Below are 15,964 nucleotides of genomic sequence, written 5' to 3' on the forward strand. Positions count from 1 at the left end.
GCCCCGTGATTCCTAACATTCGGTTAATTTTGCCATAAAAACCGGACCGTCGGGCAACCCAAGGCGGCCTCCAACCTGGGTCGACCGAGATCATCCTCTAAAGCCCGGCCAGCCGGGGCCCACGGCCAGTTGGCGCGCCATGTCGAATGCAGCCGGTAGCGCTTCGGACGAACCCGCCGCCGAGGCGCGGTCACGCCGCCTCAGCCGAGGGTCGGCCAACGATGCCGGATCAGGCGGCCTTGCGGCGAAACGCGTCCAGGCTACCGGCATGGATCAGCTCGCTGGGCAACTGGTGCCCGACGATCTGTTCGGCCATCCGCCCGACCTCGATCAGCGCATCGAGGTCGACACCGGTCTCGATCCCCATCTCCTCGCACAGCAGCACCAGTTCCTCGGTGCAGATATTGCCCGCGGCCTTGGGCTGGCCGGCGAACGGACAGCCGCCCAGCCCACCGACGGTGGAGTCGAACTCGGTCACCCCCAGTTTCAGCGCCGCATGGGCGTTGGCCACCGCTAGGCCGCGGGTGTCGTGCAGATGCAACGCGACGGTCATGTCCGGCCAATGGCTGCGCACCTCGTTGACCACCCGCTCGATGCGCGCCGGCGTCGCCCAGCCCATGGTATCGGCCAGCGAGAACAGGCTGATCGGGGCATCGGTCTGTTCGGCGATCGCCATGCCGTCGCGCAACGTGCTGACGACCTCGGCCGGCGAGATGTCACCCTGGTAGTTGCAGCCGAACGCCGCCATCACCCCGATGCGCGTCACCTTGACCCCCTTGGATTGCTGCAAGGCGCTGTGTTTCTTCATCGCGTCGAGGTTTTCCGACGGGCTGCGGTTCAGGTTCTTGCGGGTGAACCCGGCCGACGCGGTCAGCGAGATCGACCCATTGATCGTCAGCTTGCCGCTGAACGCCAGCGCCCGGTCGAGCCCGTTGCCGTTGAAAAACAGCCCGGTGTAGTGCACGCCGGGCTTGGCGCGGAAACCTTCCACCACCGCCTCGGCGTCGGCCCACCCCGGCACCAGGCGGGTGTTGACGAAGGAGCAGGCCTGGATATGGCGCAGGCCGGTTTCCGCCAACGCCTCGATCAGCCGGATCTTGTCCGCGGTCGGGATCGGGCCGGGTTCGATCTGGAAGCCCTCGCGGGGGCCTTCCTCGTGGATTTCAACGCGGCGGGGCAGATCGGTCATGGCACGGTTCCTTACTCTGTCCGCTCCAGACTGCATCCGGTGCGCCGATTTTGCCAGAGGCTGACGGTCCGGCTTCGCTCCCTAGGCCATCCAGTTCTCCACGCTGAGGCCCGGGATGCGGCGAAATTCGTCGATGTTGCCGGTAACGACCGTGGCGCCCAGGGCACGGGCATGCGCGCCGATCAGAAGGTCGTTCGGACCGATCGGCCGGCCGGCCGCTTCCAGGGCCGCACGAATGCTTCCGTATTCGGCGTCCACCGGCACATCGAGCGGCAGGATCGGCATACGCCGCAGCAACGCCTCCACCCGCGCCAAAAGGCGGGAGGAACCACTCTTGGCCGCCCCGAACCGAAGTTCCGCTGCCGTGACAATGCTCAACGAGACGCTGTCCTCGCCCACCCTGGCAATGTGGCTCGTTATCTTCCCCGCCGGATTGCGCACCATCGCCGACACGGTGTCAGTATCCAAAATGTAGCCGGTCAAAGCTTCACATCCCGAAGTGGCAGCAGTGTCTCGTCCACATTCGGAAAGTGCTCATCGATCTCCGGCCAACTGGCAAGCAATTCGAGCAGGCTGCCGGTTGGCAGGGGCTCGATAATCAGCCGATCGCCGTCGCGGCTGATCAGGGCCTCCTTACCGGGTAGCTCGAATTCCACCGGGACGCGTATGGCCTGGTTGCGGTTGTTGCGGAATAGTCGGACTTGGCGCGACTCCGGATTACGTTTGACCATCATATCTGCTTTCTGGCATATGCCAGAAACATACCCCATCTCTGACCGCGGTTCAAGCTCGCATTTGGGCCACGCCCCACCGATACGGCCGGACCAGCCGGCGGTTACCGCCGGCTACTCATCCCGCACCACCCGATTGCTCGCCTCGTCCCACTCTGCCAGCACCGCCTGCCCCGCCTGCAACCCAGACGCCACCCCCGCGCCGCCATCCTGCTGGAACGCGATCAGCCGATCACCCCCCGGCAGGCGCAGGTAGTAATGCACCATGAAGCCGCGATAGACGACCTGCTCCAACGTCGCCACTACCGCGTTCGCCGCCGCTGGCTGGCCCAAATCCGGACTCACCCGCACCGCTTCGGGACGCAGCGCCACGCTGATCGAACCGTCCGCCACCGCCTGCCCCGCCACCGTCAGGTGCAGGCCATCCGGGCACACCACCCGAACCGAACCCATCGACCGGCCATCGACCGTTCCTTTAAAGAAATTAGACACCCCCAGGAATCCGGCGACGAACCGCGTCGCCGGATACTGATACACCTCAGCCCCCGAACCCACCTGTTCCAGCCGCCCGTCGCGCATCACCACGATGCGGTCGGCCAGCGTCAGCGCCTCGTCCTGGTCGTGCGTCACCATCACCGTGGTGATCCCCAGCCGCCGCTGCAGCAGCCGCAGCTCGACCTGCATGCTCTCCCGCAAGCTCTTGTCCAGCGCCCCCAGCGGTTCATCCAGCAGCAACATCGCCGGCTCGATCACCAGCGCACGCGCCAGCGCGACACGCTGTTGCTGGCCGCCGGAAAGCTGCGACGGCAGCTTGTGCTGATGATCGCCCAGCTGCACCAGATCCAACGCCTCCTGCACCCGAACCCCCGCCGCGCGGCGCTTGATGCCGCGCATCTGCAGCCCGAATGCCACGTTCTCCGCCACCGTCAGATGCGGGAACAAAGCGTAGCTCTGGAACAGCATGCCGATGTTGCGCCGATGCACCGGAATCCCGGTGATCGCCCGACCATCGACGAAAATCTCCCCCCCGTTCGGCTGCACCAGCCCGGCGATCATCCGCAGGCTGGTGGTCTTGCCGCAGCCGCTCGGACCCAGCAGCGCAACAAGCTCGCCAGGTTCGATGGCCAGCGAAAGCCGATCGACCGCAACCGAACGGCCGTAATACTTGGTCAGATCCGTGAGCCGGACGGAGGCGGGTTGCGTGTGCAATCCGCTCAGCTTCCGAAGATCTGGTTATACTTCTCCAGCCACGCCGGACGCCGCGGATTGACGTAACCCCAGTCGCAGGCGAACAAACCCATCGCATCCATCTTGCTATCCGGATAGGCGATGTATTTCGCCGCCTCCGGCTTCAGGTTCAGCCCGCTGATCGAAGGCGCGGTCAGCGTCGCCTCGGCCAGCCCCTGCTGCACCGAGGGCTCCAGCATCCGATTGATGAACGCCGCCCCCAGGTCCGGTTCCGGCGCGCCCTTGACGAAGCTCAGGCAGTTGATGCCGGCAAACGTCCCCTCCTTCGGGAACACCATGTCCAGCGGCGCCCCGGCCACGGTGTAGGGATAGATGTCCTTCGAGTAATCGATGCCGCCGACATCCGCCTGACCCTGCGCCACCATCATCACCATCGACGGATTGGCAAACGTCGTCAGCACGCTCGGCTTCAGTTGCGTCAGCTTGGGCCACGCCTCGTCGGCAACATACTGCGCCTCCTTCAGCGGCTTGCCGGTCACCATGCTGGCGGTCGCCACCAGCATGTAGATACTCTGGGTGTATTGCGGCGGAGCCATCAGGAAGCGCTTCTCGAACCGCTTGTCCCACAGATCGCCGTAGCTGACGATCTTGATGCCGTTCTGCGGATTGATGAACAGCCCGCCGGTGGAGATGGCGAACGCCGCGCCATAGCCCTCATTGAACAGAAACCGTTTGTATACCCGAGACAGATTGGGGATCTTGTCCACCGGCAACGGGTCCAGCAGACCCTCTCGCTTCGCCAGGTCGATGCCGATGTCGTCCATGAACATCGCGCTGTATTTCGGATTGTTCCGGGTCGCGCGCAACGCCGCGATCTGCGTCAACGTCACCCCCTCGGTGGTGAACACGCGGCATTTGTAGTCGGTCTGGAATTGGGGAATGATCTGCTTGCGCACATATTCGCCCTGCTGCGCACTGTAGATCCCGATCTGGATCGATTTTCCCTCGGCCCAGGCGCGCGAACTCAGAATGGTGGGCATCGCCAACACCACGGTGGCGCCTTTGGCTAGATCCCTGCGACCGATCGTCATCACCATCTCCCTACATCCCCATTGCGCGCCGCAGACCGACCAACCGATCCAGGATCAGCACCACGACGATCGCCAACCCGATCATCAAGGTCGAAATGGTCGCAACCGAGGGGTCAAATACGCTGCTCGCCTTGCGATAGATCAGCATCGGCATCGGATCGTTCTGCGCATCCGCCAGCCACATCGACACCGGGTAGTTGTCGAACGACACCATGAACGCGAACAGCCCGCCGGCCGCGACGCCGGGCGCGATCTGCGGCAGCGTCACCCGGCGGAACGTGCGCCAGCGCGACGCACCAAGCGTCCGCGCGGCTTCCTCCAGCGTGACGTCCGCCAGCATCAGGCTGGCGGTCACGGTGCGCACCACATACGGCGAGGTCACCAGGATATGCGCAATCAATAGGTTCACCGGCACCGAACTCCAGCCCAGGGCGGAAAACAGTTGCAGCAGCGCAAGTCCGGTCACCAGCACCGGGAAGATCAGCGGCGACAGCAGCAGCGACCGCACCGCCGCGGCCCCCGGCACCGGGAACCGCACCAGTGCGAACGCCGCCGGCAGTCCCAGCAACACCGCGCCCGCCGTCGCGAACCCGGCGAGCCACAGGCTGAACGACAGCGACGACAGGAACTCCGGGTCACGCAGCACCTTGCCATACCAGGCCAGGGTGAAGCCCTTCGGCGGAAAGCTGACGAACAGCGTATCGGACACCGACAGTGACATGGTCACCAGCAGCGGCGCGGCGAGGAAGATCAGGGTCGCGACGGCGGCGGTATAAAGCGTCGCCGAAGCCGCGACTCCATGCCGGTTCATGCCAGCTTGCGCCGCCGCTCGAGGAACCAGCTTGAAGCCAGGTTGATCCCCAGCACCATCACCACCAGAACCACCGCCACGGTCGCGCCGAACGGCCAGTCATACACCGCGGTAATCTGCTGTTCGATGAGGTTGCCCAGCATTTGGGCAGACGTGCCACCCAGTATGGCAGGCGTGACGTATGAGCTCGCGGTCAGCGAAAACACCAGGGTCAACCCGACGGCCAGCCCCGGCAGACTCAGCGGCAGGGTGACCCGCCAGAACACCCGCCACGACGCCGCCCCCAAGGTCCGCGCGGCATCTTCTAGCTGCGGATCGATTTTCGCCAAGGCCGAGGCCAGCGGCAGCACCATCATCGGCAGGAATACGTGCAGCGAACCGATCACCACCGCGGTTTCGGTGTAAAGGATCCGCATCGGCTGGTGGATCACGCCAAGCGACAACAGCACCCAGTTCACCACCCCGGAGCGGCTATTGCCCAGCAGCAGTTGCCAGCCATAGGTGCGCACCACGACGCTGACGATCAGAGGCGCGATCACCACGATCGTCATGATCCGCATCACCAGCGCGTTGCTGCGCACCATCACAAGCGCAACCGGATAGCCCAGCAGCGCCGCCAGCCCCGCGGTGACCGCCGCCATCCTCAACGTTGCAACCAGCACGTGGGTGTACAGCTCGGTGCCAACGAAGTGCTGAAAATGCGCCAGCGTAAACGGCAGCGTCACCACCCCGTCGGGCCGCTGCGTCAGCACGCTGTAGCCGAACAGAGCGAGCGCGGGGGCGATGAAGAACGCCAACAGGAACCCCGAAGCCGGCAGCAATAGAAGCAGCCCCGCCACCCGGCTCCCGCCCAGCGCCAATGGCCGTGCCGAGGCACGCACGACACGCAAGGCGGGGGAAAAAACAGCAGCGGTGACAGTCATCGTTTCGCCAACGCTCCACATGGGTTGAGCCGGCCGTATTGACCGGTCTGCAATACACATGCCATGCCACGATCGCATCCGCCCGCGGCCGGCGACCCCATCAACGATCAGCCGGCCGCCAAGGCGGGTAATAGGTGATATGACCGCGGCCGACAGGACCCGCCAGCCGGCCAGGCCCCATCGCGTTCGGTGCTTGCTTCGCTCCCGTCGATGTTGAACAGTGCGGCCTCAATAAATGCGGCTCAATAAATGCGGCCGACGAAGACCCCTGTTCGATATGTCGCCTGACGTGGTCCAGGGTCCACGATACGTCCCGCGCGCCCGACTTCAGCATCCGGTGCCACGCCGCATCCGATGGTAACGACCGGGAGCCCGGCGCGCTCCACAACGCGGAGAATTCGTCCATGCCGTTCAAGGTCCAGGTCGGCCCGCCGCAGATTGCCATCCATCAGGCCATGACGGTGCTGGTGACCGAATCCGACGGCCAGATCGACTGGCCCGGCGACAAGGGGCTGTATTTCTTCGACACCAGGGTGATCAGCGCCTGGTCGGTCTACGCCAACGGCACGCCGTGGGACCTGCTGAACGGCGGCGCGGTAAGCTTCGATGCCGCCCGCATCTTCCTGACCAACCAGCCGTTCCTCACCGAGGATGGCGCGATCCCCGCGCAAACCCTGGCGTTCGAAATCTCGCGCGCGTTGGACCAAGGCATGCACGAAGACCTCGATATCACCAATCACGGCCAGAAGCCGGTCCGCTTCAACCTTGAAATCGCCATCCGCTCGGATTTCGCCGACGTGTTCGACGTCAAGGCCAAGCGCGACATCCGCCGCGGTCACATCCACTCCGACTGGACCGAGACCCGCCAGACCCTGCGCACCACATACCACAACGCCGATTTCTCCCGCTCGGTCGCGGTTTCGGTCGGCAAGAGCGACTCCCGCGCAGTGCTCGCCAACGGCCGGCTCAGCTTCGAGGTCAAGCTGCCGCCGCGCGGACGCTGGCACTGCTGCCTGATGTATGAATTCGCCGACGGCGACAAACGCTTTCACGCGCCAAAGGATTGCGCCGCCGACTCCGGGCTGTCGTCACAGGCCAAGGCGCATCGTGACTGGCGCGAGACGGTGCTGAAGTTGCGCACCAGCAATGAAGAATTCTACCGCTTCTACCACCAGGCAATCGACGACATGGCGGCACTGCGCCTGCCGATCGGGGGCACCGACCACATGGTGTTCCTGCCCGCCGCCGGGCTGCCCTGGTTCATGGCGCCGTTCGGCCGCGACAGCCTGATCGTTTCTTTACAGAACATACTTGTCTACCCCGAGTTCGCGCGCGGCTCGCTGGAGGTGCTGGCCGGCTGGCAGGCCAAGCAGCGCGATGATTTCCGTGACGCCGAGCCGGGCAAGATCATGCACGAATTGCGCTATGGCGAGCTGGCGCATTTCAAGCTGATACCGCACACACCGTACTACGGCACCGCCGACGCGACGCCGCTGTTCCTGGTCACCCTGCACGCCGCCTGGCGCGCCACCGGCGACATGTCGTTGCTGGAACGCTATCTTCCCAATGCGCTGGCCGCGCTCGACTGGATCGACAACTACGGCGACCGCGACGGCGACCTGTTCCAGGAATATCAGACCCGTTCGCCGGTCGGCTACGAGAACATGGCCTGGAAAGACGCCGGCGATTCGATGATCTACGCAGACGGGTCCCCGGTGCGCGGCCCCAAGGCGCTGTGTGAACTGCAAGGCTATGTCTACGACGCCTGGGTCCGCATGGCCGAGGTGTTCGATGCGCTCAAGCAACCGGATCGCGCCGCCGCACTGCGCGAGAAGGCAGCGGCGCTGTTCACCAAGTTCAACCAGGCGTTCTGGGACGAGGACGCCGGCTTCTACGCCTATATGCTGGATGGCGAGAAACAGCGGGTGATGACCGTCGCCTCCAACCCCGGACACCTGCTGTGGTCGGGCATCGTGCCGCCGGATCGCGCCGCCCGCGTGGTGCGGCGCCTGATGCAGCCCGACATGAACTCGGGCTGGGGCATCCGCACGCTGTCATCCCTGCATCCCGCCTTCAACCCCTATTCCTACCAGAACGGCTCGGTTTGGCCGCACGACAACAGCCTGATCGCGCTTGGTTTCAAACGCTACGGGTTCAGCATCGAGGCGGGACACATCGCCCGCGACATCAGCGAGGCCGCGAGCTATTTCCTGCTGAACCAGTTGCCCGAACTCTACGCCGGGGTGCAGCGCGACGGAGCCAATTTCCCGGTGCAGTACCTGGGCGCCAACGTGCCGCAGGCCTGGGCGGCGGGGTCCTGTTTCGCGCTGCTGCAGGCGATGCTGGGCATCCAGCCGGACGCACCCGCCAACACGCTGTACGTCGATCCCGACCTGCCGCCCTGGCTGCCCGACGTCACCCTGACCGACCTGCGGCTGGGCAAAAAGCACCTCGATATCCGGTTCCACCGCGACGGCGACAAGACCCGGTGGGACGTGCTGCGCGGCGATGCCAAGCTGGTCAAGTACCGCGGCGCCGTCGAAGCGCGCGAAACGCTCGGCGTGGCTTGACGCGGTCAGTCCAACACAGTCTAGATCTCTCGTTACTTCGCTCGGTCCAGAAGGTGGTCCCTAATGTCTGACCCTGATCGAAACTTCGAAGCCGAACTGGACAACGCCCAGGATCACATGAGAACGAATGTCGTCGCCGCGATCGACCAGCGCACGAGGCTTTCGCGGCAACCATGTCGGCCGCTGGCACCAGCCGACCGCCGCCTCCCAGGCAGTTTTTCGCGAGCTGCGTCATGCAACTTGCCAACTGCCTGCAATGCGGCGCGGACATCAAACGCTTTCAAGGCGGCGATCCCAAGCTCGCTTGGCACGCCATCAAGAACGCGGTCGATATTTCCAATCACTATTGGGGGTCCAAGTTCGAGCTACAAGAGAAATAGGTGCTGCCCCAAAAGTCCGCCGCATTATGCGGCGGAGTTTTTGGATCAGCATGCCATTGAAACAAAGAGCTGGCTGCCGTCGGAGGAACCTAATGAAGATCACCAGCCACGAAACCACCACGCTGCGCCTGCCGGAAGATGACCCGCTGGCCAACATGCCCGAGCAAGCCGGCCGCACCCGCCCCGTTGTCATCCTGCGCCTGCGCACCGATAGCGGCATCGAGGGCATCGGCGTCACCTTCTACGGCGGCCGGATGACCGGAAGCCTGCACACCGCGGTCGACGAACTCGCCACCCTGACCGTCGGCGAGGACCCGCTGCGCATCGAGAACATCATCGCCAAGCTGCGCGCCGGCACCGGTGATTCCTGCGGCCCCGGCGGCATCTTCACCCTGGCGTTGTCAGCCATCGACGTCGCGCTCTGGGACATCAAGGGCAAGGCGCTCGACCAGCCGCTGTGGAAGCTGCTGGGCGGCCACCGCGACCGGGTGGCGACCTACGCCTCGGGGTCGCTGCGCCGGGGCTTGACCGACGATCAGGCACAGCGGGCGGCCCGCATCCTGGTGCAAAAGGGCTTCACCGAAATGAAGACCCAGATGGCGCTGCCCGGCAACCCCACCCCGGCCGAGGAATTGCGCCGCGTGCGCGTGGTGCGCGAAGCCATCGGGCCGGACGTCAAGCTGATGTGCGACATCAACCAACGCTGGCGCCCCGAACAGGCGATCGACATCGGCAGCCGCGCGCAGGACGTCGGACTGTTCTGGCTCGAGGACGTCACCGCCGCCGACGACTACCCGGGCCTCGCCCGCGTCACCGCCGCGCTGAACACGCCGATCGCGGGCGGCGAATACCTCTGGGGCATCGTTCCGTTCCGCCACATGATCGAGGCCCGCTCAGTCGATATCATCATGATCGACATCTGCCGTGTCGGCGGCATAACGCAATGGATGAAGGTCGCCGCCATGGCCGAGGCGTTCAACCTGCCGGTGGTCAGTCACGTGATGCCCGAAATCCTGCTGCACATGGTCGCCGCCTGCCCGAACGGGCTGACCGTCGAATACATGCCGTGGATGCTGGCGCTGTACGAGGAAACCCCGGCCATCGACAACGGCATGCTGGTGCTGCCGGAAAAACCCGGGCTGGGGCTGACCTTCGACGAGAAGGCGATCGCGGCGTTCAAGGCGTGAGCGCTGGTGGGTGACGATTGCAAACGCTCGGTGCTGTTGCCATTGATATTCGATTTGGTGGGTGGCTCTTGATCCAACACGAGGTTCCGAAACTCGCAAGACGCGGCCCGCGATGGTGCTCAGCGCCAATGGGCTGAACCGGGTACGCCGAACAGTCGTCGTCGTGTCGCTTTCCACCGGCCCGGAACCGCGCCCGCCGATCGTCGTGGAAGTGCTGTCGGCTGGCGAGGCATCGGTGGCGGTTTGTGACCAGATTAGCGCCGTGGACCGATCCCGCCTGACGCGCGCGACAGGAGCACTATCCCGTCAGGACCTGCAGGCAATCGAGGAAGCCATGCGCGCGGTGCTGATGCTAATAACACCGTCGTCGCCCACACCCTCAACTCGGGTCTGCGGTCAACCCCGCCGCCGCCAAACCCGCCAGCGCCGCCCCCTCGTCGTTGTCGGAACTGTCCCCGGTCACCCCGACCGCGCCGATGATCGACTTGTCGTCGCCGCGGATCAGTACACCGCCGGGCACCGGGATCAATGACCCGCCCACCGCATGGGTCACCGCGGCGATAAACTGCGGCCGCTCCTCCGCCCGCTTGGCCAAGGTGCGCGACCCCACCCCCATCGACAGCGCGCCATAGGCCTTGCCGATCGCGATGTCGGCGCGCCGCAACGCGGTTCCGTCCTCGGCCGCGTAAGCCTTCAACACGCCCCGCGCGTCCAGCACCGCCACCCCCATCGGGGCCAGCGACTTCTGCCGCGAGTGCGCCAGCGCGGCGGTGATGATGGTCTGCGCCTTGGCCAAGGTCAGTTGCGTCATCGTCTGTCTTCCCCCAATCGAAATCGCCAGCGGCGGAAGCGCCACGGACATTTCGTTTAAAACTGTTGCGGCACCCGCGAACCGATCAGTCCACGGACCACCGGCTACAAGAATACCCCGTCCGGATCACCGTTGAACATCGCTCGGCCAACCGCTTCGAAATGCGCCTCCCGCGACTGGATCTGCTGCGACAGCGTGTGGATATCGCGGAACCGCCGCTCGAACGGCGTACCGGGAAAAATCGCCGAGGTCCCAGCCGCCTTGAACACGTAGTCAGCGACCTCGATCGCGCTGCTGATCGCGTGCGCACAACCAAGCCGCACCCGCACCCTGGCCGCCAGGTCGATCGGGGCAACCTCGTCGGCCCCGGCCCAGACCTCCTTCAGGATCTCCACCAGCCAGGCGCGCGCCGAACCAAGCTGAGCCTCCCGCCGCGCCACGTCAGCCTGCACCACCGGACTGTCGGCCAGCCGCTGCAACCCACGTGGCGCCTTCTCCGCTGCCAGCGCGATGAACCCATCCAGCATCGCCCGAGCAATGCCGAAGCCGACGCCGGCGACGCCCACGGCATAAAGCCCCTGCATGGTGAACGCATACAACCGACCGCTGTCACGGCGCAGGGCCGGGTCCTCGCGGGTGCCGCTATAGGCCTCCGGGACGAACAGATCGGTCAGCCGATACCCCTCCGACGCGGTGCCGCGCATGCCGATCGGGTTCCAGTCGTGGATCGGTTCGGCATCCCGCTTGGGAAACAGCAGCGTGCGGACGGTCGGCCGGCCGAAGCGGTTCAGCCGCGCCGACCCGTCCGGCTCGATCACCGCACAGTGCGCTCCCATCCAAGTGGCTTGGCGGCACCCGCTGGCGAAATGCCACTCCCCGCTGACCCGATAGCCGCCCGCCACCGCCTGCGCCTTGCACTGATTGGGGGGTCCCCAGGCCACCCAGGCGCGCGGGTCGGCAAAAATCTCCCGCGCCGTCGGCAGCGGAATGAACGGAGCGATCAGCGCCGCGCTGTTGGCCACGAACAGGTTCCAGCCGACCGACCCGTCATGGCGGCTGATCTCCTCGATCGCCCTCAGGTAGGTCCACGGCTCTAGCTGGTCCCCGCCCACCGAACGCGGCAGCAGGATGCGCGCCAGCCTGGCGTCGTGGATCTGCGTCAGCAGCGGTGCGGGAATGCACTGGGTGCGCTCGATCTCGTCCGCCGCGGCGGCGATCGCCGGCCCCAGATCCCGCGCGCGGGCCACCGGATCGGTGCCAGCGGCCCCGCTCTCCATCGCGCTCGGGCTGATATGGTTCATGCAACGCTCCCTGCGCCGTTCCGGGGCAATTACCGGTCGGTCGCGCCTGGGTTGTCAATCCGCGCCCGACCTCCAGGCGCGCTCCATGACCCCAGCCACGCGCAACCGGTGCGCCACCGACAATGCGGCTTGGCGGCCACTGACGGATCGCGCACGGGATGGTTCATTGAACGGAATAGCGGCTTCCGCTACCACTGGTCGTAATGCGCCCGATGCCGATCCTGAGCGCGGTTTTTCTGACCGCCGCAACGCCCGCAGTCGCACAGGTCACCGTCGACCTGCGCGCGCTCCAGGCGCTGCCCGACCACTCGGCCGGCGACCGCCAGGCCCCCTACCGCCCAGCCCCGGACCGCCAAGCCTCGGACCGTCGCGCCCCGGACCGTCAAGCCCCGGATCGCCAAGCCTCGGATCGTCAAGCCCCGGACCGTCAAGCCCCGGACCGCCAAGCCTTCGTTCGCCAAGCCCCGAACGGCCAAGCCCAAGACAGCCAGACCCCGAACGCCCCGGCCTCCAACGCCCAGGCCTCCAACGCCCAGGCCTCCAACGCTCAGGCCTCCAACGCCCAGGCCTCCAACCGCTCCGCCGCCGATCATCCGGCCTCGGAACAAGCCCTGCGCACCGCACCCGGATCCCCGCCCTCCACCAGCCCACCCGCAACATCGACGCCGGGACCCGCGGCCACGAACCAAACCACCGTCGCCACAACCGACCACGCAACGACGCAAAAACCACCCCCCGCCGCACCCCCCGCGATGCCCGAAAGCGTGCCGCAAACCGCTAGCATCGCCCCGATCGCCCCCCCGCCCCCGGCTGCCGGAGTAGCGCCGCCACCGCCGCCACCGGTCTCCGACAAGGCCGCCACCGCCGTGGCGCCCACCACCACCGGCCTGCGCCTGACCTTCGCCCCCGGTGACGCCGATCTCAGCCCGGCCAGCGCCTCCTCGATCAAGCAACTGACCGCCGCCGCGCCAACCGGCGACTCGACCACCTTCAACGTCCTCGCCTACGCGCCGGGCAAGCCGGACGACCCATCCACCGCGCGGCGCGTTTCCCTGTCGCGAGCCATGACGGTGCGCAGCGCCCTGGTCGCCGACGGCGTGCCCTCCGCCCGCATCTTCGTCCGCGCCTTGGGTGAGCAATACGGCGACGGCCCGCCCGACCGCGTCGACCTCAGCGTCACCGGCGCGGCCACGCCCGCCCCCACACCCCCCGCCCCCACGCCCCCTGCCACGGCGGCCACCAGATGACCCGCCCGTCCGCCTACCTGGTCCGCATGCTGCTGTTCCTGGTGGCGGTCGCCGTCGTCGCCGCGCTGCTGTCGCCGGTGCTGATCACCGCGTTCAACAACAACCCGGTGCTGAACAGCCTGATCATGCTGATCCTGCTGCTGGGGATCGGCTGGAACCTCAACCTGGTGCTGCGCCTGCGGCCCGAGGTGCTGTGGCTGGAAACCTACCAGACCTCGCGCTCGCGCCTGGCCGCCTTGCCCTCGCCCAAGCTGCTGGCGCCGATGGCCTCCATGCTGGCGATCCGCGAAGGCCGCGGCGGCAACGCTGAGGCCCGCCACTTCACCCTGTCCACCGGCGCCATGCGCAGCCTGCTCGACGGCCTCGCCTCAAGGCTAGACGAAAGCCGCGAACTGTCGCGCTACATGACCGGCTTGCTGATCTTCTTAGGCCTGCTGGGAACCTTCTGGGGCCTGCTGAAGACCGTCACCTCGGTATCCGACGTGATCGCCAGCATGACCATGGGCAACGGCGACATGAACCTCATGTTCGATCAGTTGAAGACCGGCCTGGCCCGCCCGCTCGCCGGCATGGGCACCGCGTTCTCCGCCAGCATGTACGGCCTGTCCGGCGCCCTGGTGCTGGGCTTCCTCGATCTCACCGCCGGCCAGGCGCAGAACCGCTTCTTCAACGAGCTCGAGGAATGGCTCGCCGGCCTCACCCGGCTGTCATCGGGCGTGCTCTCGGAAGGCGAGGGTTCGGTTCCGGTCTATGTCCAGGCCCTGCTCGAACAGACCGCCGAGAACATGGAAAGCCTGCAGCGCGTGCTGACCCGGGACGAGGAAAACCGCTCCCAGGTGAACCAGGCGGTGGTCACCTTGAACGAACGCCTGGGCGCCCTGGCTGACACCATGCGGGCTAACCAGCAACTGATGATGCGGATCGCCGAACTCCAGACCACGCTCGGTCCGGCGATGCAGCGCCTGGCCACGATGCAGGGCGGCGACGAGACCAGCCGCGGCCATCTGCGCAACATCGAGCTCTATATGCAGCGCATGCTGGCCGAAACCGAACTGGGCCGCGCCCGCGCCACCGCGGACCTCAGAAACGATCTGCGGCTGCTGACCCGCACCGTCGCCGCCCTGGCCGAACCGCAGCGATAGATGGCCGCGCGCATCCGCAGGCATGGCGGCAACGGACTGGACGCGTGGCCAGGCTACGTCGATGCGCTGTCCACGCTGCTCATGGTCATCATCTTCGTGCTGCTGGTGTTCGTCCTGGCGCAGGCGTTCCTGACCGTGACCCTGTCCGGGCGCAGCCACGAACTGGACAAGGCCAACCAGCAACTCTCGGCACTGGCCGACGCGCTGTCGCTGGAACGCGGCAAGTCATCGGAACTGCAGGTCTCGGTGTCGCAACTGGGCAAGGAACTGGCGGCTCGGTCGGCCGAACGCGACAAGCTGGCGTCGCAACTGGCCGACGCCAACCTGGCGACCCAGGCGGCCACCGCCGCCAACACCCGGCTGCAATCGCAACTCACCGCCAGTTCGGCGCAGGCCACCACCACGCAGTCCCAACTGGCCGACGCGCAGAACCAGTTGGCCGCGATGAAGAAGCAGATCGCCGACCTCGATCGCACCGTCGCGGTCGACAAGAACACGTTGCAGGCCAAGCTGTCCGACCTGGCGACGCTGGACAACCAGACCCAGGCCCTGACCGCGCTGCGCGACGAGCTGGAAAAACAGGCCCAGGACGCCGCCGCCAGAGCGATGACTGAGCAAAAGCGGCGCCAGGCGGTCGAGGCGCAGTTGAGCGACGAAAAGAAACTGGGCGACAGCGCACGGGCACAGATCGCGCTGCTCAACCAGCAGATCGATCAGTTGAAGACCCAGTTGTCCTCGATCGCCGCCAGCCTCGATCTGTCGCAGAAGCAGAATACCGCCAAGGCCACCGAAATCACCAACCTCGGCCAGCGGCTGAACGTCGCGCTGGCCTCCAAGGTCGAGGAACTGCAGCAATACCGCAGCGAGTTCTTCGGCAAACTGCGCACCCTGCTGGCCAACCGCTCCGGCATCACCATCGTCGGCGACCGCTTCGTATTCCAGAGCGAGGTGCTGTTCCCGGTCGGCAGCGCCGACCTGACCGCACCCGGTATCGCCCAGATGACCACCTTGGCGGTGACCATCAAGGACATTGCCGCCCAGATCCCGCCCAGCCTGCATTGGATTCTGCGGGTCGACGGCCACACCGATCCGCAACCGGTGAAGGGTGGTCAGTTCAGCTCCAACTGGGAACTCTCGTCAGCGCGCGCGATCACCGTGGTCAAGCTGCTGATCGCCGACGGCGTGCCGGCCGATCATCTGGCGGCCACCGCGTTCGGCGAATACCAGCCATTCGGACCCGGCGACACGTCCGACGCCTACGCCAAGGACCGCCGCATCGAGCTTCGCCTGACCGACCGATAACCGGCCTCGACCTTTTGAGGCCCGATCGCCGCCTATGATCCGATCGTCCTTCCTCGAAACGAAACACGATCACCTCGCAAACACCGTTCTT

Annotated in this window: 15 protein-coding genes and 1 pseudogene; 7 read left to right on the forward strand and 9 right to left on the reverse strand. The window is 66.0% G+C overall.

Annotation, left to right across the window (positions count from 1 at the left end):
* Positions 1-229: 229 nt before the first annotated feature.
* The 7 genes from ACQY4T_RS21520 to ACQY4T_RS21550 all read right to left on the reverse strand — a co-directional run bounded on the left by ACQY4T_RS21520 (position 230) and on the right by ACQY4T_RS21550 (position 5,933).
* Positions 230-1,189, reverse strand: coding sequence for a hydroxymethylglutaryl-CoA lyase (locus tag ACQY4T_RS21520; protein ID WP_428534855.1), 960 nt, complete (start codon positions 1,187-1,189; stop codon positions 230-232).
* Positions 1,190-1,270: 81 nt separating this feature from the next.
* Positions 1,271-1,672 (reverse strand): type II toxin-antitoxin system VapC family toxin, encoded by a 402-nt coding sequence (locus ACQY4T_RS21525; protein WP_428534857.1) that lies wholly within the window; start codon positions 1,670-1,672, stop codon positions 1,271-1,273.
* On the reverse strand, positions 1,669-1,923 hold the full coding sequence (locus tag ACQY4T_RS21530; RefSeq protein WP_428534859.1) for an antitoxin: 255 nt from the start codon (positions 1,921-1,923) through the stop codon (positions 1,669-1,671). Before ACQY4T_RS21530 ends, ACQY4T_RS21525 begins: the two co-directional genes overlap by 4 nt.
* A gap of 111 nt (positions 1,924-2,034) precedes the next feature.
* Positions 2,035-3,129 (reverse strand): ABC transporter ATP-binding protein, encoded by a 1,095-nt coding sequence (locus tag ACQY4T_RS21535; protein WP_428534861.1) that lies wholly within the window; start codon positions 3,127-3,129, stop codon positions 2,035-2,037.
* Positions 3,130-3,134: 5 nt separating this feature from the next.
* Complete coding sequence (locus ACQY4T_RS21540) at positions 3,135-4,199, reverse strand: extracellular solute-binding protein (protein WP_428534863.1); 1,065 nt, start codon at positions 4,197-4,199, stop codon at positions 3,135-3,137.
* Between the two features lie 10 nt (positions 4,200-4,209).
* Positions 4,210-5,010, reverse strand: a complete 801-nt coding sequence (locus ACQY4T_RS21545) for an ABC transporter permease (RefSeq protein ID WP_428534865.1) — start codon at positions 5,008-5,010, stop codon at positions 4,210-4,212.
* On the reverse strand, positions 5,007-5,933 hold the full coding sequence (locus tag ACQY4T_RS21550) for an ABC transporter permease (protein ID WP_428534867.1): 927 nt from the start codon (positions 5,931-5,933) through the stop codon (positions 5,007-5,009). The genes ACQY4T_RS21545 and ACQY4T_RS21550 overlap by 4 nt, the downstream gene beginning before the upstream one ends.
* A 404-nt stretch (positions 5,934-6,337) precedes the next feature.
* On the opposite strand from ACQY4T_RS21550, the gene ACQY4T_RS21555 reads away from it, so the two are divergent.
* The 4 genes and pseudogenes from ACQY4T_RS21555 to ACQY4T_RS21570 form a co-directional block, all read left to right on the forward strand.
* Entirely contained in the window at positions 6,338-8,503 is a 2,166-nt protein-coding gene (locus tag ACQY4T_RS21555) for an amylo-alpha-1,6-glucosidase (RefSeq protein ID WP_428534869.1), read from the forward strand.
* Positions 8,504-8,736: 233 nt separating this feature from the next.
* Positions 8,737-8,883, forward strand: a complete 147-nt coding sequence (locus ACQY4T_RS21560) for a hypothetical protein (RefSeq protein WP_428534871.1) — start codon at positions 8,737-8,739, stop codon at positions 8,881-8,883.
* A gap of 92 nt (positions 8,884-8,975) precedes the next feature.
* Complete coding sequence (locus ACQY4T_RS21565) at positions 8,976-10,070, forward strand: mandelate racemase/muconate lactonizing enzyme family protein (RefSeq protein WP_428534873.1); 1,095 nt, start codon at positions 8,976-8,978, stop codon at positions 10,068-10,070.
* A 61-nt stretch (positions 10,071-10,131) separates the two neighbouring features.
* Positions 10,132-10,407, forward strand: a pseudogene (locus ACQY4T_RS21570) (type II toxin-antitoxin system PemK/MazF family toxin); the annotation flags it as partial.
* Positions 10,408-10,449: 42 nt separating this feature from the next.
* Here the strand turns inward: ACQY4T_RS21570 and ACQY4T_RS21575 are convergent.
* Both ACQY4T_RS21575 and ACQY4T_RS21580 read right to left on the reverse strand, forming a co-directional pair.
* Positions 10,450-10,881: a GlcG/HbpS family heme-binding protein gene (locus tag ACQY4T_RS21575; protein ID WP_428543031.1), complete on the reverse strand. Its 432-nt coding sequence runs from the start codon at positions 10,879-10,881 to the stop codon at positions 10,450-10,452.
* 104 nt (positions 10,882-10,985) lie between these two features.
* A complete protein-coding gene (locus tag ACQY4T_RS21580; protein WP_428534875.1) occupies positions 10,986-12,182 on the reverse strand; it encodes an acyl-CoA dehydrogenase family protein in 1,197 nt (398 codons plus the stop codon).
* Between the two features lie 212 nt (positions 12,183-12,394).
* Here ACQY4T_RS21580 and ACQY4T_RS21585 point away from each other — a divergent pair, with 212 nt between their 5' ends.
* Genes ACQY4T_RS21585 through ACQY4T_RS21595 form a run of 3 tightly spaced genes read left to right on the forward strand, consistent with a single transcriptional unit; the run spans position 12,395 to position 15,873 of the window.
* Positions 12,395-13,429: an OmpA family protein gene (locus tag ACQY4T_RS21585; RefSeq protein WP_428534877.1), complete on the forward strand. Its 1,035-nt coding sequence runs from the start codon at positions 12,395-12,397 to the stop codon at positions 13,427-13,429.
* Positions 13,426-14,571 carry a flagellar motor protein MotA gene (locus ACQY4T_RS21590; RefSeq protein WP_428534879.1) on the forward strand — a complete coding sequence of 382 codons (1,146 nt, stop codon included), beginning with the start codon at positions 13,426-13,428 and terminating at the stop codon, positions 14,569-14,571. Before ACQY4T_RS21585 ends, ACQY4T_RS21590 begins: the two co-directional genes overlap by 4 nt.
* Positions 14,572-15,873, forward strand: a complete 1,302-nt coding sequence (locus ACQY4T_RS21595) for a peptidoglycan -binding protein (protein ID WP_428534881.1) — start codon at positions 14,572-14,574, stop codon at positions 15,871-15,873.
* The last annotated feature ends 91 nt before the right edge of the window (positions 15,874-15,964 follow it).

The sequence above is a fragment of the Rhodopila sp. genome (assembly GCF_965277825.1).
Lineage (GTDB): Bacteria > Pseudomonadota > Alphaproteobacteria > Acetobacterales > Acetobacteraceae > Rhodopila.